General features: G+C 70.3%; 17 protein-coding genes. 6 read left to right on the top strand and 11 right to left on the bottom strand.

The features are described 5' to 3' along the window. Positions 1–37 precede the first annotated feature (37 nt). From LZ199_RS08615 to LZ199_RS08585, 6 genes are read left to right on the top strand one after another with little or no spacing between them, the layout of a single operon-like run. Positions 38–673: an outer membrane beta-barrel domain-containing protein gene (locus tag LZ199_RS08615; RefSeq protein ID WP_141641918.1), complete on the top strand. Its 636-nt coding sequence runs from the start codon at positions 38–40 to the stop codon at positions 671–673. Further along, complete coding sequence (locus LZ199_RS08610; RefSeq protein ID WP_253993166.1) at positions 670–2,355, top strand: hypothetical protein; 1,686 nt, start codon at positions 670–672, stop codon at positions 2,353–2,355. The genes LZ199_RS08615 and LZ199_RS08610 overlap by 4 nt, the downstream gene beginning before the upstream one ends. Continuing rightward, on the top strand, positions 2,352–5,624 hold the full coding sequence (gene bamD, locus LZ199_RS08605; protein ID WP_253993165.1) for an outer membrane protein assembly factor BamD: 3,273 nt from the start codon (positions 2,352–2,354) through the stop codon (positions 5,622–5,624). Before LZ199_RS08610 ends, bamD begins: the two co-directional genes overlap by 4 nt. Next, the gene (locus tag LZ199_RS08600; protein WP_253993164.1) at positions 5,621–6,139 is read left to right on the top strand and encodes a hypothetical protein; all 519 of its coding nucleotides are present in this window, start codon (positions 5,621–5,623) and stop codon (positions 6,137–6,139) included. The genes bamD and LZ199_RS08600 overlap by 4 nt, the downstream gene beginning before the upstream one ends. After that, the gene (locus tag LZ199_RS08595) at positions 6,136–6,774 is read left to right on the top strand and encodes a hypothetical protein (protein ID WP_253993163.1); all 639 of its coding nucleotides are present in this window, start codon (positions 6,136–6,138) and stop codon (positions 6,772–6,774) included. The genes LZ199_RS08600 and LZ199_RS08595 overlap by 4 nt, the downstream gene beginning before the upstream one ends. Next, complete coding sequence (locus LZ199_RS08585; protein WP_267145142.1) at positions 6,774–8,693, top strand: tetratricopeptide repeat protein; 1,920 nt, start codon at positions 6,774–6,776, stop codon at positions 8,691–8,693. Before LZ199_RS08595 ends, LZ199_RS08585 begins: the two co-directional genes overlap by 1 nt. 206 nt (positions 8,694–8,899) lie before the next feature. Here the strand turns inward: LZ199_RS08585 and LZ199_RS08580 are convergent, their stop codons facing one another. From LZ199_RS08580 to LZ199_RS08530, 11 genes are all read right to left on the bottom strand, one after another. After that, positions 8,900–9,748 carry an EamA family transporter gene (locus LZ199_RS08580; protein WP_253993162.1) on the bottom strand — a complete coding sequence of 283 codons (849 nt, stop codon included), beginning with the start codon at positions 9,746–9,748 and terminating at the stop codon, positions 8,900–8,902. A gap of 141 nt (positions 9,749–9,889) precedes the next feature. Next, complete coding sequence (locus tag LZ199_RS08575) at positions 9,890–10,750, bottom strand: hypothetical protein (RefSeq protein WP_253993161.1); 861 nt, start codon at positions 10,748–10,750, stop codon at positions 9,890–9,892. 165 nt (positions 10,751–10,915) lie between these two features. Continuing rightward, positions 10,916–12,586, bottom strand: coding sequence for a hypothetical protein (locus tag LZ199_RS08570; RefSeq protein ID WP_253993160.1), 1,671 nt, complete (start codon positions 12,584–12,586; stop codon positions 10,916–10,918). A 314-nt stretch (positions 12,587–12,900) separates the two neighbouring features. Continuing rightward, a complete protein-coding gene (locus LZ199_RS08565; RefSeq protein WP_253993159.1) occupies positions 12,901–13,704 on the bottom strand; it encodes a heme ABC transporter ATP-binding protein in 804 nt (267 codons plus the stop codon). Further along, positions 13,701–14,795 carry a FecCD family ABC transporter permease gene (locus LZ199_RS08560; RefSeq protein ID WP_253993158.1) on the bottom strand — a complete coding sequence of 365 codons (1,095 nt, stop codon included), beginning with the start codon at positions 14,793–14,795 and terminating at the stop codon, positions 13,701–13,703. Before LZ199_RS08560 ends, LZ199_RS08565 begins: the two co-directional genes overlap by 4 nt. Next, on the bottom strand, positions 14,792–15,718 hold the full coding sequence (locus tag LZ199_RS08555; protein ID WP_253993157.1) for a heme/hemin ABC transporter substrate-binding protein: 927 nt from the start codon (positions 15,716–15,718) through the stop codon (positions 14,792–14,794). Before LZ199_RS08555 ends, LZ199_RS08560 begins: the two co-directional genes overlap by 4 nt. Further along, positions 15,715–16,806 carry a hemin-degrading factor gene (locus LZ199_RS08550; protein WP_253993156.1) on the bottom strand — a complete coding sequence of 364 codons (1,092 nt, stop codon included), beginning with the start codon at positions 16,804–16,806 and terminating at the stop codon, positions 15,715–15,717. Before LZ199_RS08550 ends, LZ199_RS08555 begins: the two co-directional genes overlap by 4 nt. 33 nt (positions 16,807–16,839) lie before the next feature. Next, positions 16,840–17,562 carry an HmuY family protein gene (locus LZ199_RS08545; protein WP_253993155.1) on the bottom strand — a complete coding sequence of 241 codons (723 nt, stop codon included), beginning with the start codon at positions 17,560–17,562 and terminating at the stop codon, positions 16,840–16,842. Positions 17,563–17,590: 28 nt separating this feature from the next. Next, positions 17,591–19,738 carry a TonB-dependent receptor plug domain-containing protein gene (locus tag LZ199_RS08540; protein WP_253993154.1) on the bottom strand — a complete coding sequence of 716 codons (2,148 nt, stop codon included), beginning with the start codon at positions 19,736–19,738 and terminating at the stop codon, positions 17,591–17,593. A gap of 135 nt (positions 19,739–19,873) precedes the next feature. Beyond that, a complete protein-coding gene (locus tag LZ199_RS08535) occupies positions 19,874–20,098 on the bottom strand; it encodes a hypothetical protein (protein WP_253993153.1) in 225 nt (74 codons plus the stop codon). A gap of 67 nt (positions 20,099–20,165) precedes the next feature. After that, positions 20,166–20,804, bottom strand: coding sequence for a hypothetical protein (locus tag LZ199_RS08530; RefSeq protein ID WP_253993152.1), 639 nt, complete (start codon positions 20,802–20,804; stop codon positions 20,166–20,168). Positions 20,805–20,828: the final 24 nt, after the last annotated feature.

The raw sequence follows: 20,828 nt of genomic DNA, 5'->3' as shown, positions 1-20,828 counted from the left end.
GCGTTTCGTTCCGCTCATCCGCCAGGAAGCCCCCACCGTGCGATACGCCCTGCTCATCCTCTTGTTCCTGGCGCCCGGCCTTGCCCGCGCACAGGCCGAGGCGCTCGAGAATCCCGGCGCCGTCTCCGCCATCCAGGAGCGGCAGTACCGGATGAATCACGAGCTGTACCTCGGGGTCGGCGTGCTGCCGGCCGACGCCTTCTACAAGGGCCTCACCGGGAGCGTCTCGTACACGTACCACTTCAGCGACACCTTCGCGTGGCAGGTGGGCCGGGGCACCTACAGCTACAACATCCAGACGTCGCTGCGCCGCCAGTTGGAGCGCGACTTCGACGTGGCGCCCACCGCCTCCGCGTTCGAGGACCAGGTGCAGTGGATGGTGGGCTCGGACCTCGTGTGGAGCCCGCTCTACGGCAAGACGGCCGTGCTCAACAGCTCCGTGCTGCACTTCGAGGCGTTCCTGCTCGGCGGCGGCACGGTGGTGAAGATTGATCGCCAGGACGGCTTCCGCCCCGCCATCAACCTGGGCCTGGGCGTGCGCATGTTCTCCGGCAAGACGCTGTCCTTCCGCCTCGACGTGACGAACAACGTCGTGTTCGCGGGGGCCTCGCGCATCATCAACGTCCCCGTGGTCCAGCTCGGTACCGCGTTCAACTTCGGCGCCACGGAATGACCTCTCGCTCACTCATCGCCGCGCTCGCCAGCGCCGCGCTCGTCGTGTCTCCAGCGACGGCCCCCGCCCAGTCTGGCGGCGGCTCGCTGCCCATGCCACCACCACCCACGGCTGGAGCGAAGGCCAAGCCCGGTGCGAGCACGCCCGCTCCCGGAGCCAAGCCCGCGACAGGCACGCCCGCCGCGACGACTCCCGGCGCCAGGCCCGCCGAGGCCGGTGCGCCAGCGGCCGGCGCCGAGGGCACCGCCGCGACGGCCCCCGCGACCGACAAGAAGCCGGAGGCCGCCGCCGAGGCGCCGCCGCCCGTGCCGCAGAAGGTGGATCCGGGCGTCTTCGACCAGGCGCTGAAGGACTACTTCGACGGCAAGCCGCGCGCCGCCGCCGGCCCCCTCTACGCGTGGCTCCAGGCCGCGCCCAAGACGGACGACAACTACGCCTGGGCGCAGTACTTCCTCGCCCGGAGCCTCATCGACCTGGGCCTGACGCACGCGGGGGCGTCGTACCTGGCGCGCATCGCGCGTGAGCGCTCCAACCCGAACGTCATCCCCCGCGCGCTCGACACGCTGAAGGACCTGACGGACCGGCCGCACGACGACGTGATGATCGACGAGCAGGTCTTCGGCGCGCTGGATTTGGGCTTCCTCCCCGAGGAGACGGGCGCGTACGCGCACTACCAGCAGGGCCTCGTGGACCTGCGCGTGGGCAACGAGCGCTGGGCCAACACGCACTTCGCCAAGCTGTCGGAGACGAGCGCCGAGGCCAGCCACGCGAAGTTCGCGCTGCTCGTCACGCGGCTCAAGCAGGTGAAGGAGCCCTCCGACGAGCTCATCGCCGACTTCCTGAGCCTGTCCAAGGACGAGAAGCTCACCCGCGAGGCACGCAACGAGGCAGCGCTCGCGGTGGCCCGCCTGCGCTACGAGCGACAGGACTACACGGGCGCGCTGGAGGCGTACAACCTGGTGAAGCTGCCGGAGCTGGACCCGGGCCGCGCCAGCCTCTACCTGGAAGAAGCGTGGACCCGCTACAAGCTGGGTGAGCCGCGCGCGTCGCTGGGCATCCTCACCACCCTGGATGCGCCGTCGTTCCGCGACGAGTTCCTGCCGGACAAGTACCTGCTGCGCGCCCTCATCTACCGCGACCTCTGCCACTACCTGCCCGCCAAGCGCGCCGCGAAGGAGCTGACGCGCAGGTTCGCGGACTCGCTGGAGGCGGTGCGCAACCGCGACGACCTCGCCCAGGACATCCGCCTGCGCCGCGCGGCCAACTCGCACGGCGGCACCCAGCGCGCCTCGCGCTTCGTGGAGACGCTGGACCTGGAGGGCGAGCGCCTGGGCCGCTACGCCGGCAGCTTCGGCGACCGGCTCTTCACGCACCTGACGAAGCTCTACGACTTGTCCCGCGCCGAGGCCGTGCGCGTGTACGACGCGCGACTGGCGGAGGCCGTGCGCCAGGAGGCGGACACGCTGTTGCGCGCCGCGGAGCAGGTGCGACTGATGGAATACGAAGTGGGACTGAAGCTGTACGAGCGCGTGAAGAAGGGCGCCAAGCTCGTGGCGCCCGAGGATGAGCAGCTCCTGACGCCCGACAGCGTCGCCTTCCGCTTCGACGGCGAATACTGGAACGACGAGCTCAAGTCGTACCGGGTCAGCATCGAGAGCCGCTGCATCGAGGAGACCCCATGACCGGCCACCTGACCGGCCTGATTACCGCTGCCCTGCTGGCGGCGTCCCCCGGAGGCGCGGGCCGCGACGGCCCTGGCCTCAACCCGATTGTCTCCAAGGCGAAGGAGCGCGACGAGTTCATCGCCAAGCTCAAGCGCGACATCTTCAAGGTGGACCGCGCCATCGGCGAGACGGAGAAGCTCATCTCCAAGAGCCGCAACGCGCCGTACCTGCCGGACCTCCAGTTCCGGCTGGCCGAGCTGTACGTGGAGAAGAGCCGCTACGTGTACTACCTCCAGGCCGAGTCGCGGCCGGAGGGAGCCTCGGGCGCCATCGTCTCCCCCGAGACGCGGCTGATGAAGCAGAAGGCCGTGCAGATGTACTACCGCCTGCTGCGCGAGTACCCGGACTTCAAGGACGGGGACCAGGTGACGTTCTACTTGGCGCACGAGCAGCGAGAGCTCGGTCAGTTCGACGAGATGCTCAAGACGCTCGGCGACCTGACGCGCAAGTTCCCCAACAGCCCGCTGCGGCTGGAGTCGGAGCAGATTCTCGGCGACCACTTCTTCGACAAGGCGGACCTCGTCGAAGCCGAGCGCCACTACCAGGCGATTCTGGAGGCCCCGCCCTCCCCCGTGCACGACCTGGCCCGCTACAAGATGGGCTGGATTCGCGTCAACCAGGCCAAGCACGCGGAGGCGGTGACGTTCTTCGAGGCCGCCGCCGCCAGCGCTCCGCTGCCGGGCCAGGACGTGAAGAAGGCGCTCAACGTGAAGCGCGAGGCGTTGCTCGACCTCGTCTACAGCTACACGGAGGCGAAGCCCGCCAAGGGCGCGCTCAACTACTTCGAGAAGCTCAGCGACAGCCGCGCCACCTACGCGCTGGCGCTCGACAAGCTGGGCAACCGCTACTTCATCAAGCAGCAGTACGAGTGGGCCATCCCCGCGCTGCGCAAGCTGATGGAAATCCAGCACGACCCCGAGCTGGACTTGGAGCGTGGCCAGAAGCTCTACGACGCGCTCAAGGCGTCCAAGGGCAAGGTGCTGCCGGAGCCGGAGGACCTTCGCATCCTCGTGCGCGCGGCGGTGCAGTCCAAGACGGACCCGGAGCTGGCGGAGGTGGACCGCAAGAAGCAGCTCGTGGAGCTGGAGGAGATGGGCCGCGACCTGGCCACCCAGCTGCACCTGGCGGCGCAGAAGAAGGAGGAGAAGGAGCTCTACCTGAGCACCGCCGAGGCGTACGAGGCGTACCTGAGCCTCTTCCGTCCGGACCAGTACGTGCGGCCGATGATGAAGAACCGCGCGGAGGCGCTCTTCTCCGCCAAGGACTACACGCGCGCCGCGCGTCAGTTCGAGGAGCTGGCCCGCTACGAGGCGAAGGCGAAGGACGCCAAGGGCGAGGAAGAGGCCCTCTACGCCGCGCTGCTCGCGCACTTCTCCACGCTCAAGCCGGAGGAGGCGCTCAAGCGCAACGCGTATGAAGTCGCGGACGCGCGTCAGGCGATGAAGCTGCTCGGCGCGGAGTACGTGTCGCGCTACCCGAAGAGCCCCAACGTCCTGGACGTGAAGTTCAACATCGCTCGCGCCTTCTACGAGGACGGCGACTACCCCAAGGCGGCGGAGCTGTTCACCGCCTTCGCCCTCACGCATCCGCAGCACAAGGAAGCCACCGTCGCCGGCAACCTGGCGCTGGACAGCTTGCGGCAGGTCAACGACTTCAAGGGCCTGGACGAGACGGGCAAGAAGTTCCTCACCTCGCCCCTGCCCGGCAACTTCCGCGCGGAGGTGCAGAAGATCCTCACCCAGAGCCGCGCAGAGGCGCTGGACGAGCTGGCGCTGCAGAGCGCCCAGGAGACGGGCGACGTCATCCAGGGCCTCGTGAAGGTGGCGGACGAGAACAAGAACACCGACATCGGCGAGAAGGCCCTGTACGGCGCCTTCACGGCGGCGCGCGAGAAGAGGGACTTGCAGGCCGAGCGCGAGCTGGGCACCAAGCTGTCGCAGGACTACCCCAAGAGCCAGTACCTGTCGGACGTGCTCCTGACGCTCGGCCGGCACGCGGCGGAAGCGGCGGCGTTCGGCGAGGCGGCCACGTGGTTCGAGCAGGTGGGCCAGAAGCTGGGCGCGGACATCGCCGGCGTGGACGGCTGGCTCGCGGGCGCGCGGCTGCGCATGGCGCTGGGTGAGTACAAGGAAGCGGCCCGCAACCTCGAGACGGCGGCGGAGGTGTCCGGCGCTCGCAAGTCGGAGGTGCTGGTGCTGCTGGCCGAGGCGCGGCTGAAGGCGAAGGACTACCCGCGCGCGAAGCTGGCGGCGGACTCCGCGCTGAAGCTGAACCCGCGCAGCGCGGGAGCGGCGGCGGTGCTGGCGGAGGTCCAGGCCGTCACGGCGCCCACGGCGTCCGCGGATGCGCTGGTGGCCACGCTCACCACGGCGGTGCAGGGCCCCGACGGCCAGACGGAAGAGGCGGCCAAGGGCCTGTGGTACCTGGGCGAGATTCTCTACCGCGGCTACAAGGACCTGCCGGCGGACAAGGTGGAGGAGAAGGTCGCCGCGCTGCAGAGCCTGGAGGGCATCTACACGCAGGCCGCGTCGCTGGGTTATCCCGAGTGGGCGGTGGCCTCGCTGTGGCGGCTGGCGCTGGCGTACGGGCACATCGCGGACGTCGTGGAGTCCACGCCGGTGCCGGGTGGCCTCTCCGCGGCGGAGTCGCAGCAGTTCCAGGCGGCGGTGAAGGAGCAGGTCGGCCCGCTGAAGTCGCGCTCGGAAGAGGCGTTCAAGGCGTGTCTGTCCCGCGCGGAGTCGCTGGATGTCTTCAGCGCCGCGGTGGTGGGCTGCCGCTCGCGCTCCGAGCAGGCCGCGCTGCCCGTGCCCCAGCCGGGAGCACCCACGCAACTGGCCGTGCTGGATGACCTGCGCAAGAAGGCCGAGCGCACGCTCAGCGTGGAGTCGCTGGAAGCGCTGGGCATGGCGTACCTGGAGGCCCGACAGTTCGGCGTGGCGCAGCTGACGTTCGGCCGCGTGACGGAGCTTCAGGACACCAAGGCCTCGGCGCACTCGGCGCTGGGCTGGGCGCTGCTCAACATGGGTGACGCCATGGGCGCGCGCGCCGCGTACGCCAAGGCGATGGACTCCGACCCCACCTACGACAAGGCGCGCCTCAACCTGGCCGCGCTGCGCTGCCGCTTCGGCGACGTGGACGGGGCGCGGCGGGACCTGGCCGTCCTCAAGGACGTGGGCTCGCTCAACGGCGCCGACGTGGACACCGCGGGCTGGAAGGCGTGCAAGTGAGCGCGCGTCTCCGCCCCACACGCGCGCACGGCCTCAGGGCCCTGGCGAGCCTGGTGCTGGTGGCCGGGCTGTGCGCGTGCAGCGACGAGGGCGGCACGCTGGAAGGCAGCGTGTCGCCGTTGTTGGACCTGAAGTACAAGCGCGCGGAGGCGGTGCTGGCCGAGGGAGAGCTGTCCATCAACTTCGTCACGCCCCAGGGCTCCGGGGTGAACACCGTGCTGAAGGTCAGCGCGCGCGTGGGGGACATGATTCCCGAGGGCTACACCGGCGGTCTCACCATCAACCTGGCCGAGGCCCTGGAGGGCGGCGCGCAGCGCGGCGTCATCGGCCGCAGCGTGCTGGACGAGCCCGCGCGCGCCTTTCCCCAGTTGGAGCGCGGCACGCTGGTGGTGGACACCCTCCCCACCGGGCAGGGCCAGCGCGTCACGGGTGACTTCCACGTCACCTTCGTCAACGGCATCGACATCTATTCCGGCCGCACCATCTTCGGCAGCTTCGAGGCGACCGTTCCATGAAGCACATCGTCCTGCTCACCCTTCCGCTCTTCCTGGCCGCGTGTGGCCCCAGCTACGGCATGAAGGTGCCCGGCTCGCTGGTGAAGAAGCTCCCGTTCGAAGTCCGCATCGAGCTGCTGGAGGCGGAGAACGAGCTGGCGCTCGCCGTCGACAAGGTGGACGAGAACAACAACGAGATTGACCGTGCCCGCGACAACATCCGCCGCGCCCGCTCCCGCCAGGAGGCGGCGGAGGACGAGGTGGACCGCGCGACGGACGAGGTCTCCCGCGAGGTGGCGAAGCTGGCCATCGAGGAGTCCGAGGCGCGCGTGGAGTACCTGCGCGCCAAGCAGCGGCTGTCGGTGGGCCTGCGCGACGTGTCGGAGCTGGCTCGCAACTGCGCCTTCGCCAAGTTCGAGTTCGCCAAGCTGACGGCCGCGCGCAAGGCGAAGGTCGAAGGCAGCGAGAAGCTGGACCCGAAGGAGTTCGAGGAGCAGGTGGCCGAGTGTGAGGCAGAGGTGAAGGAAGAGCTCGCCGACCTCTCCGAGGAACAGAAGGAAGAGAAGACGACGCGAGAGGCTTGGGAGGCGAAGAAGACGGCCCTCGCCAAGAAGACGTTCGACGCGCGTGCCAGTCCCTACGTGGAGAACCTGTGATGACGAAAGCCGGCGTCCTAGTCCTCCAGTTGCTCACCGCCCAAGCGCCTCCGCCCGACGCGGCCGCGCTGGAGCGCACCGCCGCGGTGGAGAGTGCCCGACTGCGCGCGTCTCCGGACGACGCGGATGCGCTCTACCGCCTGGGCACGGCCTTCCTCGCGCTGAACAAGCCGAAGAAGGCGGTGGAGCCGCTGAAGAAGCTGGTGGAGGTGGAGCCGGACCTGATTCCGCCAAGGCTGGCGCTGGGTCGGGCGCTGCGGCTGGCGGGCGACGCGGAAGCCGCGCGCACGCTCCTGGACCAGGCCATCGCGGCGTTCCCCGAGGACGCGTCGCTGCGCTCGGAGCGGGGCCTGCTGGCCCGCGTGCTGGACGAGAACGACGTGGCCATCAGCCAGTACTCGATGGCGGTGGAGCTGGCGCCGAAGGACGCGGAGCTGCGCTTCAACCTGGGCGAGGCGCTGCAGCGAGCCAACCGCACGGACGACGCCATCGAGGCGTACCGTGAAGCGCTGAAGATGGACTCCAAGCTGAACGTCGCCCGGGTGAATCTGGGCAAGGCGCTGGCGGAGAAGGGGCTCAACGGCGAGGCCAAGGAGACGCTGCGCGAGGCCACGCGGGAGAAGCTGGGCGACGCGGAGGCGCACTACAACCTGGGCGTCCTGCTGCTGCGTGAGAACGACTTCGACGGCGCCATCGCCGAGTACCAGCGCGCCATCGCCGCCGACCCGAAGCACGCGCGCGCGCAGAACAACCTGGGCGTGGCGCTGAACGAGAAGGGCGACCCGCGCAAGGCCACCGAGGCGTTCCTCAAGGCCATCGCGGCGGACTCGAAGTACGCGGAGGCTCACTTCAACCTGGGGCTCGCCTACTACCAGTTGGGCGACAACGTGCGCGCCACCAAGGCCTTCGAGAAGGCGCTGGTGCTGGAGCCTCGCCGGGCGAGCGGGCCGTACACGCAGCTGGGCCACCTGTACCTGGAGCAGGGCAAGAAGAAGCAGGCGGTGGAGGCCTTCAAGAAGGCCATCGACAAGAGCACCGACGACGGGAAGCGGACGACGGAGGCGTATCAGGGCCTCGCGCGCGCGTACCTCTCGCTGGGCAAGGCCGACGAGGCCGTGGCCACGCTGAAGACGGCGGTGGAGGCGTTCCCCAAGGATGCCGCCGCGAAGGCGGGCTACGCCGAGGCCTTGAAGGCCAAGGGTGATTTGGACGGCGCGATTGCGCAGTACGAGGAATGCATCGCCCTGGCGCCCACGGTGGAGAACCGGCTGGCGCTGGCGGACACCTACGCGAAGAAGCGCGTGTCGGCGAAGGCGCAGCCCTTGTACCTGGAGATTCTGAAGGAGGACCCGAACCACCGCGTGGCGAAGCTGGCCCTGGCGGACCTGCTGATGGCCATGGGGGACTATCCCGGCGCGGAGACGTACCTGCGGCCCAAGGAGGGCGAGGAGGCGGACACGGCGGCGCTGGCGCGGCTGGGCATCGTCCACTCGCGGCGCGGGCGTCCGGACCTGGCGGTGACGGAGCTGGAGGAAGTGGTGGCGAAGGACCCGGCGCAGATTGAAGCGCGGGCCGAGCTGGGCTTCCTCTACCTGCGCGGTGGCGACGGCGCGAAGGCTCGCAAGGTGCTGAGCGACGCGCTGGCGGTGGAGCCTCGCAACTCGCTGTTGCTGCTGTACCTGGGCCACGCGCTGTACCAGCAGGGCAACGCGAAGGACGCGGAGAAGTCCTTCCGGGGCTCCTCGCAGGTGGACCCGACCTTCGCCGAGCCGCACAACGCGCTGGGGCAGCTCCTGGAAGCGTCGAAGCGACTGGATGAGGCGAAGCAGGAGTACGAGGCGGCGCTGAAGCTTCAGCCGAACCATGAGGACGCGCAGCTCGCCTTGAAGCGCCTGGGTGCGTCCGCCAAGGCGGAGTAGGTACGACGGCTTCGCGAGGTCCTTCCCCGCTCCGGCGGGGAGGGCTCGCGGGGAGCCTCACCCATTGCGGAGCAGGCTCGACGGCTTCGCAGGGTCCCTTCCCGCTCAGGTGGGAAGGTCCGACCTGGAGCCTTGTCCTTCGCGGAGCAGGCTCGACGGCTTCGCTGAGCCCCTCCCTCAACGTGGAGCCATAGCGGAAGCCCCTGCTACGTGGGCATGCCGAGCAACACCGCGCCCACGGAGACCAGGGCCGCGCCCGCGAGCTGGCGACGTCCGAGTCGCTCTCCCTGAAGCGCGGCCAGTGCCAGCGCGAAGGCGATGGACGTATTGCGCAGCGTGAGCACAGCCCCTGCCCCACTGTCGTTCAGCGCCGAGAGCAGCAGCGCGAACGACAGCATGCAGATGGCCCCCGCGAAGACGACGAGCCCGGGACGACTCCACGCTTCTCGCTGGAGACCGGCCCACCCCATCTGCCGACTCCGCTCCAGCAACAGCACGGGCAACGCGACGAGCAGGCCGGTGGTGAAGAGGGCTGGAGGCTGCGCACCTTCGGAGAGCGCCAGCTTGTAGCTCAGGTGGTAGCCCGCGATGGCCACCGCCGACAGCGCGGCCCACGCGACTCCGGAAGCCGCGCGCCCCCTGGGCCGAGACAGGTGCATCACCCCGAGCCCGCCACCCAGCACCACGGCCCCCGTGACGGTCCACGCGGAGACGGACTCGCCCAGGGCCAGCACGGACACGGGCCAGACCAGCAACATCGCGCCACCGCGTGACACCGTGTACGCGAGCCCCAGCGGAGCACGGGAGAGCGCACGGGAGAGCGCCGCCAGATAGACGCTCTCACACGCCCCTGCCCCGAGCGCCCAGACCAGCCCCCACATGGACGGGAAGGCCTCCCCTCGCATCCCGAGAGCCCACAGGCCACCGCCCACCACCGCCACCGTGATGACGCCCACCACGCCCGCCTCGGGGTTCGGATGTCGCTTGAGCGTCGCGTTCCATGACGCATGGAGGAACGCGGAGACCAGCACCAATCCCAGGGCAGCGGTTTGCAACGGACGAGGCTCCTCGACTGCGGAAGAGAGCCCGTATGTAGCGCGTCCCCGGGCGCCTCGCAGTCCTCATGCGACGGGAGCGCCTCTCCGTCAGAGACGAAGCACTGGAGGCGTTGGAGGTTCAGGCCGCGATGGCGTCACTCAGGGAGCGTCATCCTCATCGGAGTCCTCAGTGGACTCCGGCGCATCGCCCGAGACGAAGCGCGCTGGTAGCACGGGCCCCGTGGGCGACGGATGCCTGTCGACGAGGCTCTGTCGTCCGAAGGTGTAGCGCGCCTCCGCGTGCGCACCGAAGGCCGAGCCTTCCGCATGGGCCACCAGCACCAGGTCCGTCGGTGGCACCACGCCCTGCATCACGCTCACCACGCAGGGCACCGCGCGCACGTCTTCCCCCGTGTCCTCGGGGAGCACGAAGTCCATCGTCCCCTCGACGAGCCGCGCCTCCGGCGGCAGCACGATGCTCACCGCGATGGGCACGTTGAAGCCCGCCCTTCGCTCAACCTCGGCCACGAGCCGCAGTCCCCCGCCCTCGGCGTCCACCACGCGCCAGCTCACGCGCATCGGAGCGGGCACTCGCGTGGTGAGTCCCGCCAGGGAAGCTCCACGCAACTCAGTGGACGCGGTGTCCTCCGGAGACTCTTCCGTGGACTCCTCGCCCGACACCGCGCCTCGCATGGGAACGATATGGACCGCTTCGCGTACCTGAGTTGCCCTGGCTGACTTCACCTTCAGCGCTGGCCCGACCGACGGATGTGCCATCGGCAACGCGCTCGAAGGAGCCACCGGAGCACCCTTCGGCCGCGCCGTGAGGTTCGAAGCCTCCTCGTCCGCACGAGCCCCGTGCGACGGAGCGTCATCTTGCTGTGAGAAAGGCGGCCGAGGCTCGGGAGGCTTGCGCAGCTTGCCTCGGGCTCGCTCCACCCCCGAAGCCACTCCCGCCGAGAGCGCTCCAATCAGCGCCAGGGCCAGCACCGCGCCCGCGATGCGTCGTCGCGAGGTCATGAGCACGCTCCCTCCCGAACCCGGGCAGCGCACCACACCCCAGCAACCACCGAACCGACACCCGGATGAACGAGGGCCTCCCGGCCTTCCCGCCGGTCACGTTCCATCATCGACACCATGCACTCCAGAACTGGCCCCTGCGTCCCCAAGATGAACATCACGGCTTCACCGGCACAGGGGGGCATGGCTGGGATACGGATACGCCACGGTCGGCTCGGTGGCCGCGTCCATCAAGGCGCGCGGGTAGCCCTTGCACATCAGCGAGTCCAGGAAGTCCGCGAGACACGGCGCGGAGTCCGCCGTCTCCACCACGTCCACCTGCTTCCCCTCCACCATCCGCCACGTGTGCTTGCGATACCCCCGCGCCCACGGCGCCAGGTTCATCGACGGAGCCGCGAGCGCCTCATACATGGCCTGCCGTGACGGCGTGCCCGTGCCCAGCCGGTAGAGCATCGCGGCCACCTCGTTCTCCTCGATCGGCTGGAGCAGTCCATCCTCGGGCCGGGGGCGAGACCACGAGGCCAGCTCCGGCGAGCGCGTCTCCAGGTCCAACCAGAACATCGTCCCGCCCTGCCTGTCGTAGTAGCGGGGATTGCCGCGCGTGTCGGAGCTGAACCACGTGGCCCAGCCCTCGCTCCACGCCTGTCCCGGAAAGGTGGGCACGCCGACGTAGTGAGGACCGCCCTCGGAGGGGCTCGTCCCATGGCTCGCCATCGCCCAGTGGCCCAGTTCGTGGAGCACCATCGCCTCGGACCACCACGCCGCGTCGGCGTCTCCCGGCAGCCACAACTGCGCGCCCCAACGTCGCCCCGCCGCGGTCACCTGCCATGGCGCGAAGCACGCTCCACAGGACCACGTCGTGCCGAACCCCAGCCACGCCACCACGGGCAGCCCCGTGCGGCCATAGCGCTCCCGCGTGCTGTTCCACGCCGCGCTCACCGCCTCGAACACCGCCGCCGCGCCCGAGCCTTCCGATTCCCCGATGGCGACCACGGGCGACTCCAGCAGCGCCCGCGTCGGGCGAGCCCAGCTCCACAACCGCGCGGAGGCGCCCGGAGTCACGGGCAGCGTCTGCGCACCGGACAGGCCCGGGTCCGCCACCGCGTAGTCCACCGTGCCCTTCTTCCCCTGCCCCGCCGCGTACACGACGACGAGGTCCTCCGGGCCCACCTCCTTCGGCAAGCGCACGGTGAAGCGGCCCACGCCATCCGTCACTCCCAGGTCGATGAGCGAGCCCCCTTGGAAGGACGCGACGAGGAAGCCTCGCGCCGGCACCCACTCCGTCTCCGACGTCCAGTCATGGAAGGCCGCATCGGGCAGGCGCCGCTCATAGCGCGCGAAGCCACTCAGCGTCCGTCCCGGTTCGCCGCACCAGCCTCGGCTCCCCTCCGCGACGCAGCCCGCCTCACACGGCTCCTCCAGCCAACGTCCCGCCGAGCATCGCTCCAATGCCCCCGTGGCCGAGCAACGCGACGTGCTCTCCACACAGGCCGCACCGGCCTCGCAGCGAGCACCGCCACCCGACTCGGATTCGACGCAGGCATCACTCGCCGCGCAGTCCTCGCGCGAGAGCTGCCCGTCATGACAGCGCTCCACCACGCGAGGCCCCAGACACCGACCTCCGGCGGGGAGCGCCGAGCAGTCCACCTGCGCCCTCACCGACTCCTCGGGTGCGCCGGAGCACGCGGCCATCCGGCAAGCTTCATCGGAGGCCTCGCAAGCGGCGTCACACGGCAGGTCTCCCGAGCCCGCGCCACCACACGCCAACAACCCCACGCCCAGCGCCCAGAACACGAGCGTCCACCCACCCGCGCGAACCGCCGACTTGAAGCCCAACGCCGTACCACCTCCACGTCCGCCACACTGGTGACGGGTGCGCGGCAGGACAACACGGTGTCCTCGAAGGACGCAGGAGCAGGAGGCGCGGGGGTCCCCTGCCTGCCCGCATCCGGGGTGAAACGGTGTCAGGCATCCGACAACGTCAGCCTGCCCGCCTGCTCAAACCCTGGAGGCGAGCAGGCAGCGAGGCGTGACGCCGCATCAAAAAGCACTCCTCGCGGGGGCGGGCGCCCGGCGGTGAAACATGGAGGGAGGCCGGGTTCGCCGCACACCCCCGCGAGAAGCAACCTGCGAAACTCGAAGCCACCCGCTCACGCGGGAGGCGGAGCCCGGCCTGACGGAATGATGAAAGGCGCGGGTGAATCCGGATACTCGACGACACGGACCTGCAGGCCGAAGGTGCTCGCGATGAGCTCCGGTCGAAACACCTGGGCGGGAGCCCCCAGCTCCACCAGCTTGCCGTCCTTGAGGACCGCGATGCGGTGCGCATAGCGCGCGGCCAGATTCAAATCATGAAGCACCGCGAGCACCGCGCCACCCTGCCGCGCGAAGCGCGTTGCCTCTTCCAGGACGAGATGCTGATGCGACAAGTCCAGGCTCGAGGTCGGCTCGTCGAGCAACAGATAGCGATGCCCGTGCGCGGGCGCCTCCCAGAGTTGCGCGAGCACGCGCGCGAGTTGCACCCGCTGCCGCTCTCCTCCCGAGAGCGAGGTGTATGGCCGCGACGACAGGTGCCGGATGTCCATCACCTCCAGCGAGGCCAGCGCCGCCTCCAGGTCCACGCTCCCCTCGCCCCGCGTCGCGTGAGGACTGCGCCCGAGCAGCGCCACCTCCAGCACGGTGAAGCCGAACCCCAGTGACGACTCCTGGGGAAGCACGCCCAGCCGCAGCGCTCGCTCCCGAGGAGGCCACTTCAACAGCGGGCGCCCGTCCAGCAGCACGTCGCCCACGGTACAGCTCAGCTCTCCGCAGAAGGCCGAGAGCAGCGTGGACTTGCCCGCGCCATTCGGGCCCACCACGGCGAGGACCTCGCCGGGAACCAGCTCCAGGGACACGGGCCCCAACGCGCGCCCCCGGCCTCGCCACACCTCGATTCCCCGTGCCTCCAGGCTCATGACATCCCCTTGCCGCGCACCAGCATCGAGACGAAGACAGGGACGCCCAGCATGGACGTGAGCGCACCGACGGGAAGCTCCTGGGGCACCGCCCCGGTGCGCGCCAGCACGTCCGCGGCGACGAGCAACGCCGAGCCCAGGAGCGCGGAGGCCCCCATCAACCGCCGGTGGTCCGGCCCGAGCGCGAGCCGCAGCAGCGCAGGGACGAGCAACCCCACGAAGCCGATGACGCCCGAGACGGACACCGCCGCGCCGACACCCAGCGCCGCCGCGAGGACGAGCCGTCGCTTCAGCTTCTCCACGTCCACGCCCAGGTGCCACGCCTCGCGCTCTCCCAGGAGCAGCAGGTTGAGCGAGCGTGAATCCCTCAGCAGAAAAGCCAGCGCGATGAGCAGCGGCACCGTGGACGCCACCACCACGCTCCAGGAGGCGCCGGCCAAGCTGCCCCAGGTCCAGAAGGTGATGGTGCGAAGCTGCGCGTCGGTGGCCATCTGCGTGAGCAGGCCAATCCCCGCGCCCGCACCCGCGCTCACCGCCACGCCCGCCAGGAGGATGCGCGCCGTCTCCGTGCGTCCACCGCCCCCGCCCAGCCGCTGCGCGAGCACCGTGGCGCTCAGCGCGCCCAGGAACGCCGCGCCCGGAACCACGAGCACCCGGAACGACCCCAGCCGCGAGCTGAGGGCCACATCCAGGACGATGGCCGTCACCGCGCCCAGGGCCGCGCCACTGGAGGTCCCCAGGAGGCCCGGCTCCACGAGCGGATTGCGGAACAGCGCCTGGAGCGCGGCGCCGCTGGTGGCCAGCACCGCGCCCACCATCACCCCGAGCACCACGCGCGGCAGACGGATGGACAGCAGCACCGCCTGCTGCGTTGCATCCAGCCGATAGCCTGTCTCCAGCCCCAACGCCTCCAGCACACTGCCGAACAGCCCCAGCAGGGGCACCCGGTAGGAGCCCACCGAGAGCGACGTGAGCGTGACGACCACGAGCGCGGCCCCCAGCACGAGCCACGGGCGAGGACGCCCGGTCGCCCTCACCTGCTCCCGCGCCGGATAGGTCGCGGGAGCGGGAGCCACGTCGGAGGCGCTCATGTCCCGTCCTGCGCCGGAAGTCCCATGCCGTCCTGCAAGCGCTGCACGGCCTTGCCCAGCTTGGGCCCCAGGCTCATGAAGTGGACGTCCTCGATGGTGGTCAGCTTCCAGCCCTTCACCTGGGACAGACCGGGGACCTGCCGAAGCCCCGCCTCACCTCCGACGGCCTGCAGCGTGCCGCCGGGAAGCAGGATGATGTCGGGCGCCGCGCCCACCACCGCCTCGGCCGTGAGCGGCCGGTGGCCGGTGTAGTCCGTTACGGCATTCACGCCACCCGCCAGCCGGATGAGCTCATCGGTGGCCGTGTCCTTGCCCGCGACCATGAGGGCGTTGGCGCCCCGGGCATACAGCGCGAGGATGCGCTTGGGCTTCGCCTGCTTCGCCGACGCGGACCGAGCCGCGGCGCGCTTCAGGTCCGACTCCAGCTCCGCGACGAGCGCCTCACCCTCGGACACCCGGCCCAGCTTCGTCGCGAGCGTCCGGATGCGTCGCCGGGCCTCGTCCAGCGTGGGCTGGTTGGACAGGACGACGACCTCCATGCCCGCCGTGCGGAGCTGCTCGAGAACGCCAGGAGGTCCCGCCTCCTCCGTCGCCAGCAGCCAAGACGCGCCGAGCGCGAGCAGGGGCTCCGCGGCCAGCGCGCGCTGATAGCCCACCTTCGGACGGCTCCGCGCCACGGGCAGCGCCAGGCTGGTGTCGTCGACGCCCACCACCTGCGCGCCCGCGCCCAGCGCGAACACCGTCTCCGTGACAGCGGGCCCCACCGTCACCAGCTTCGGCGCGGCGGCGGCCGGTGCCGTCTTCGCAGCGGCGGGTGCCGGAGCCGTCTTCGGAGCAACGGGGGCGGCCGGCGCGGCGGGCGTCGAGGCCAGCGCGGCCTGCGACATCAGCAACGCAGCCAGGAGCACGGTGACGCGCTTCATGACGCCACTCCGGTCGCGGGCAGCGCGGCGATGAGCTCCTCCATCAGCGCCCGCCATTCAGGCTGCTCGGGGATGCCGGGCTTCCGCTTGCCGAAGAGCAGCGCGATGTTCTCACCGGCCGCGTCGAACAGCTCCAGCGAGGTGACGACGCCATCACGCGTGGGCTTGCGGACGACCCAGGCCGTGTGGACGTGGTCCGTGCGCAGGTGCAGGTTGAAGCTCGGGTCCAGCACGTTCATCCACGGGCCCATGGCGCGCACGGTGTGCACCGGGCCGGTGTGAATCTGGATGGCGCCGGGGTTGCCTACGAACACCATGATGGGCAGACCCGAGGCCGCCACCTTCTCCAGCACCCACGTCAGCGAGGCCGGCGCCACGGGCGTCGTCAGCTCGCTGCCCACCAACCGGAGCGCCTGCGTCCGCGCCACCTTGAAGCGACGCAACAGCGGGAAGAAGTCATGCGTGTCCTGGAGCCCGCGCCAGCCGGACACCAGGCCCTCCACGTCGATGTCACCATCCGGCTTGGGAACCTCCGGAGCCGCGGCCGCCTCCACCGGCACCGCGCGCGACTGCTCCGCGTGGGTGTAGTCCTCCACCAGGCGCTCGTACGCGCCGACGCCGGACTCGTCCTCCAGGTAGATTTTGTGGACGGCCATGCCCGTGCCGTCGAAGAAGTGCAGGCTGCGCCGTGTGCCCTCCGGACGGGCCTCACGGAACGCGAAGCCGAAGCGCCAGCGCGTGAGGAACAGCCGCAGGTCGATGTTCTCGTCCAGCACCAGCGCGACGGAGCCATTCACCTCGACGTTGCGATACAGGCCGCGCTTCTCATGCACCGCGCTCTCGTTGCGCGTGAGCGTCATCACCTTGCCCAGCGCATCCAGGCGAGGCAGCAACGTGTCGAGGCGCAGGTCCAACCGGACGACGTCTTCACCCACACCCGTGGCGAGCAACTGCGCCTCGCTCACGCCAAGTTGTTCGGCCGCATCACGGATACGCGTGCGCGGCTGGGCCTCGAGCAGCGACTGCCAGCGCTGACGGAGGGCGGTGGGCTCGGAGGAAGACGCCGTGGGAGCAGGTTGGGAAATCATTGGCAGACACCAGGGGAGAGGAGGACTTCGACTTCAGTGAGACACTTCGAAAGGGGAGCTGCTGGGAGAGACGCCGTCCTGGAGCGCGCCACCGGAGACGGGCGCCGTCACCTTCGTCCAGCGCAGCTTGAGCATCGCGGGCGTGCCGGCGTCGTCGTAGTAGGACAGCATCTCCACCTTGAAGTACGCCCGCGAGTCGGAGCGCACGACGTACACCTGCGCGCGCGGCGACAGCTTGTGCGTCGTCACGTCATAGGCGTACCAGCCGCCGTTGGCCTGGAAGACAGTGTCCGGGTCCGAGCCCTCGTCATCTCCGTCAGCCGCGTCGACCGCGAAGCCGCTCACGGGCGCCTGCGTGAGCTGGAGGAAGTCCTGCGAGGGCAGCACCGCCACCTCCACGCCGCCCGTGCCATTCACGCCACCGCGCGAGCGGATGCCGAAGCGCTGGAAGGACAGGTCCCAGACAGCGTCCTCGCTCGCGCTCACCTGCAGGCCGGTGTCCAAATCCAGGCCCACCCATGCCTCCTTGCTCGTGGCGTCGACGACGGTGGTGATGGAGCCGTCCGTGTTGCCCACGTGGCGCACGTGCGTGCCGTTGGCCGGCACCTCGACGCCCGGCTGCTCCGGCGTGTTGTCATCGTCGTCCCCAGGCGTGGGGACCAGGTCGTCACCGCAGGCGGACAGCAGGCCGGACAGGCACAGGACCGCGGCGGTACGGCCGAAACGGGACACGGAGAAGAAGGTGGGGCGGGACATTCGGGCTCCTTGAGCTTTGAGTGATGACTCACAGCCGGAACGAGACGCCGGCCTGGAAGGTGCGGGGCGGAATGGGCAGGTCCGTGGGGTTGCCCGCGTCCGCGAGGTTGGAGCCCAGCACGAAGAACTGGAGCGACTCACGCGCCCTCCAAGCGATTCGGGCATCCACCGTGACATAGGCTTCGGACTGGTAGGGATTGGCGACACCGTCACCGTCCGTATCCGGATAGAAGGGCCGCTTGCCGACGAGCGCCGCGCGGACCCACGTCTCCAGGCCCCACTCGCGGTGACGCCACGTGGCCTGCGCGGTGAGCCGATGGAGCGCCTGGCCTTCCAGCGCCCGGTCCAGTTCCTCGTCATGTCCGTCAGTGAGCGTGTAGGCCACCTCGCCGGACAGGCGCCACGGGAAGCGCTGACGCAGGCCCAGCTCGCCGCCCCGCACGCGCGCACGCGCCACGTTGGTGTACGTGAAGAGCTGCTGCGCCCCACCCTGCTCCAGCGTGGAGGCAATCATGTCGCGCAGCGAGTGCTGATACGCGCTCACCCAGATGAGGGACGCATCCGATGGCCGCACCTCCGTGGACAGGCTGAAGCTGCGCGAGCGCTCCGGCTTCAAGTCCGGGTTGCCGCGCACCGCGTAGCCGACGGTGGGGTTCTCGAAGTCGAGCAGCAGCTCCTGGAAGCCCGGCGCCCGGAAGCCCCAGCCGTAGCTGCCGCGCACGGTGAGCCATGACAGGGGGTCAATCTTCGCCGCGAGCCGGGGCGTGACGGCCGTGCCGAACTGCGTGTCCACATCCAGGCGCGCGCCAGGGACCACCACGAGCTTGGGGCCCGTCGCCAGCGTCCAGCTGTCCTGCGCGTACAGCGACGCGCGGCCCCGGTCTCCGCCGCCCGTCTCCAGGCGGTCCGCCACCAGCCACTCGCCCAGGAACTCCGCGCCGACGACGAACGCGTGACGCTCGCCCACGCGCGCGTCGAGCTGCGTGCCCAGTCGGCCCTGCTGCTCGCGCGTGTCCTCCACCGTGTCCAGCGCGGAGGCGCGGCGCTGGTCTCTCAGGTAGCGGCGCTGGAAGTGGGTATAGGCGCCCTCCACCCGCAGCGTCGCGTCGCTGCTCAACTTCCACGACGGCGCCAGGCGCGAGGTGATGGAGGTGTCGCGGCTCGCCCGGTCGAACACCGCGCCCGCGACCCCCATGTCCACGCCGCGCTGGGTGCGTCGCGAGAAGCCGGCGGAGCCCTCCAGCGACAGCGGCCCTTCGCCCTTCAGGTCTCCGCTGGCGGAGACGTCGAAGCCCTCCAGGCTGCTGCCCGTGGTGCCCACGTCGGCGGTGTCCAGGTCATAGGACGCGCGGCGCTGCAGGCCACCGCTGAGCCGAAGGCCCCAGCCGTCGCCCCGCGCCTCGCCCGTCGCGTCCAGGTCCAGCCGCTCCAGCGCGCCGTAGGCCGCGCGCAGCTCGCCACCGAGCGGCTTGCGCGCCCGGCGCGTGATGAAGTTCACCACGCCGCCCACCGCGTCACTGCCGTAGAGCACCGACGACGGGCCCTTGACGATCTCCACCTGCTCCACGTCCTCGAGCGACAGCCGGGACAGGTCCACGCTGCCCGCGACACGACCCGCGACGCGCTCTCCGTCCACCAGCACCAGCACGTACTCGGGACCCAGGCCCTGCACCTGGAGCGACGCTCCGGCGAAGGTCTGCACCACTTCCAATCCGGGATGCGCGGCGAGCAACTCCGACGCGTCCCGAGCGCCGCTCGCGACGATGTCCGCGCGGGTGATGACCTCGGTGGCCACGGGCGTCTCGCCCAGGCGCTCCTGCGTGCGCGACGCCGTCACCACCGTGCGCGCCACCGGGACGTCATCCTGCTCGGCGGGTGTCGAAGATGCCGAGGTCGTCGAGGCCCCTGGACCCGCGACGACCTCGGCCTGCTTCGACACTTTCTCCTCGGCCTCGGAGTCGCTCGGCGCGGCGGAGACGGGCTCCACCGGGACGGCTGCTCGCGAAGCCTCGGAGTCGCTCGTCACGGAGGAGTCGGACTCCGCCGCGACGGGCACTGCTTCATTCGGGGACGCATTCGACGAAGGAGCTGGCTGCTCCGCCTGGGGCGACGCGCGGCCCCACGCCACCTGAGGGGCGGCACAGGCCAGCACGAGGAGACACCAACTCCCACGCATTCCACGTCCTCCGACACACGGTCGGTGGGACTCCTCTTCTGTGGAGTCCCCGCGGGGCGCTGGGCTCAAGGGCCTCTGGCCTCAGTCAACTCTCGACACCCCCGGGCCGTGCCACACCCGGGTGCTCCCATCCGCTCAGCCCTGCGCGCCCGGCGCGCTCCCATCTCCCGGCGGCCGCTCCAGCGGCACCACCCGCGTGCGGTGGCAACGACGGCACTTCAGCTCCACGCCCTCCGGCACCAACCTCGCCAGCAGACTCCCGCACAGACACCGCAGCTCGTCCGCTTCACCGCCCTGCTGGCATCCGTCGCGCATCACCACTCCGCTGTCTGAAACGCGACGGACGATATTGATACTCATTATCAAAGTCAACCCGTACAGACGAGCAGTGTCCTGCGGTGTACAGGGGTGGCCCGGAAGCGGACTGTCAGTGGACCTTGAGGCGGACGGCGGCTTCACGAGGGACGCGGGGCTTGGGCGTCACCATGCGTGCGATGCCGTAATAGAGCTGGTCCTCGGTGTAGACCTTGCGCACACGTCGGTGCGTCCCCGGGACGTAGGCGGGGCCCGGGCGCTCCAGCCACTGGAGCACGCGCACCTCGCCGGTGAGGGCCAGGGCGGAGAGCAGCTCCGGAGGGCACAGCTTGAGGTAGCGGCGCACGAGCGGGCGCAGCTTCCGGGCGAAGTCCTTGCCGAGCACGGCGTGGCGCCGGCCCGAGTGCAGGGTGCCGTCGAAGCGGCGCGACAGGTGGAAGAGCTCGTGCAGCACCGTCTCCAGGCGGGCCTGGGCGGTGGAGCCCCTGAAGAAGAGGGGCCGCAGGGTGATGCAGTACAGCATGCGCCGGCCGCGGATGCGGATGACGGGCTTGCGGCGCCCCGTGCGGTCCGTGGACTTGCCGCCCCGGAAGCACAGGGGCTTCACGGTGCCACGCGAGGCACGGCGCGCCTCACCCGCGACCACCAGGATGCGGCCCGCCTTCACGTGGGCGAACTCCGGCAGCTTCGTCGCGATGTCCCGGATGAGGGAGCGGACCGTCTTGTTGAAGTTGGGGCGGCGTCGGACCACGAGTGGTGGACAGTCTAGCGGAAA

Source organism: Myxococcus qinghaiensis (assembly GCF_024198215.1).
GTDB classification, from domain to species: Bacteria; Myxococcota; Myxococcia; order Myxococcales; family Myxococcaceae; genus Myxococcus; species Myxococcus qinghaiensis.
This window is presented reverse-complemented; position numbering and strand designations above follow the sequence as displayed.

Excerpts from the sequence above, each read along its gene's own strand:
- LZ199_RS08610 (WP_253993166.1), top strand. The coding sequence starts at position 670 with ATGACCTCTCGCTCACTCATCGCCGCGCTCGCCAGCGCCGCGCTCGTC.
- bamD (WP_253993165.1), top strand. The coding sequence starts at position 2,352 with ATGACCGGCCACCTGACCGGCCTGATTACCGCTGCCCTGCTGGCGGCG.
- LZ199_RS08595 (WP_253993163.1), top strand. The coding sequence starts at position 6,136 with ATGAAGCACATCGTCCTGCTCACCCTTCCGCTCTTCCTGGCCGCGTGT.
- LZ199_RS08585 (WP_267145142.1), top strand. The coding sequence starts at position 6,774 with ATGACGAAAGCCGGCGTCCTAGTCCTCCAGTTGCTCACCGCCCAAGCG.
- LZ199_RS08575 (WP_253993161.1), bottom strand. The coding sequence starts at position 10,750 with ATGACCTCGCGACGACGCATCGCGGGCGCGGTGCTGGCCCTGGCGCTG.
- LZ199_RS08565 (WP_253993159.1), bottom strand. The coding sequence starts at position 13,704 with ATGAGCCTGGAGGCACGGGGAATCGAGGTGTGGCGAGGCCGGGGGCGC.
- LZ199_RS08560 (WP_253993158.1), bottom strand. The coding sequence starts at position 14,795 with ATGAGCGCCTCCGACGTGGCTCCCGCTCCCGCGACCTATCCGGCGCGG.
- LZ199_RS08555 (WP_253993157.1), bottom strand. The coding sequence starts at position 15,718 with ATGAAGCGCGTCACCGTGCTCCTGGCTGCGTTGCTGATGTCGCAGGCC.
- LZ199_RS08550 (WP_253993156.1), bottom strand. The coding sequence starts at position 16,806 with ATGATTTCCCAACCTGCTCCCACGGCGTCTTCCTCCGAGCCCACCGCC.
- LZ199_RS08545 (WP_253993155.1), bottom strand. The coding sequence starts at position 17,562 with ATGTCCCGCCCCACCTTCTTCTCCGTGTCCCGTTTCGGCCGTACCGCC.
- LZ199_RS08540 (WP_253993154.1), bottom strand. The coding sequence starts at position 19,738 with ATGCGTGGGAGTTGGTGTCTCCTCGTGCTGGCCTGTGCCGCCCCTCAG.
- LZ199_RS08535 (WP_253993153.1), bottom strand. The coding sequence starts at position 20,098 with ATGAGTATCAATATCGTCCGTCGCGTTTCAGACAGCGGAGTGGTGATG.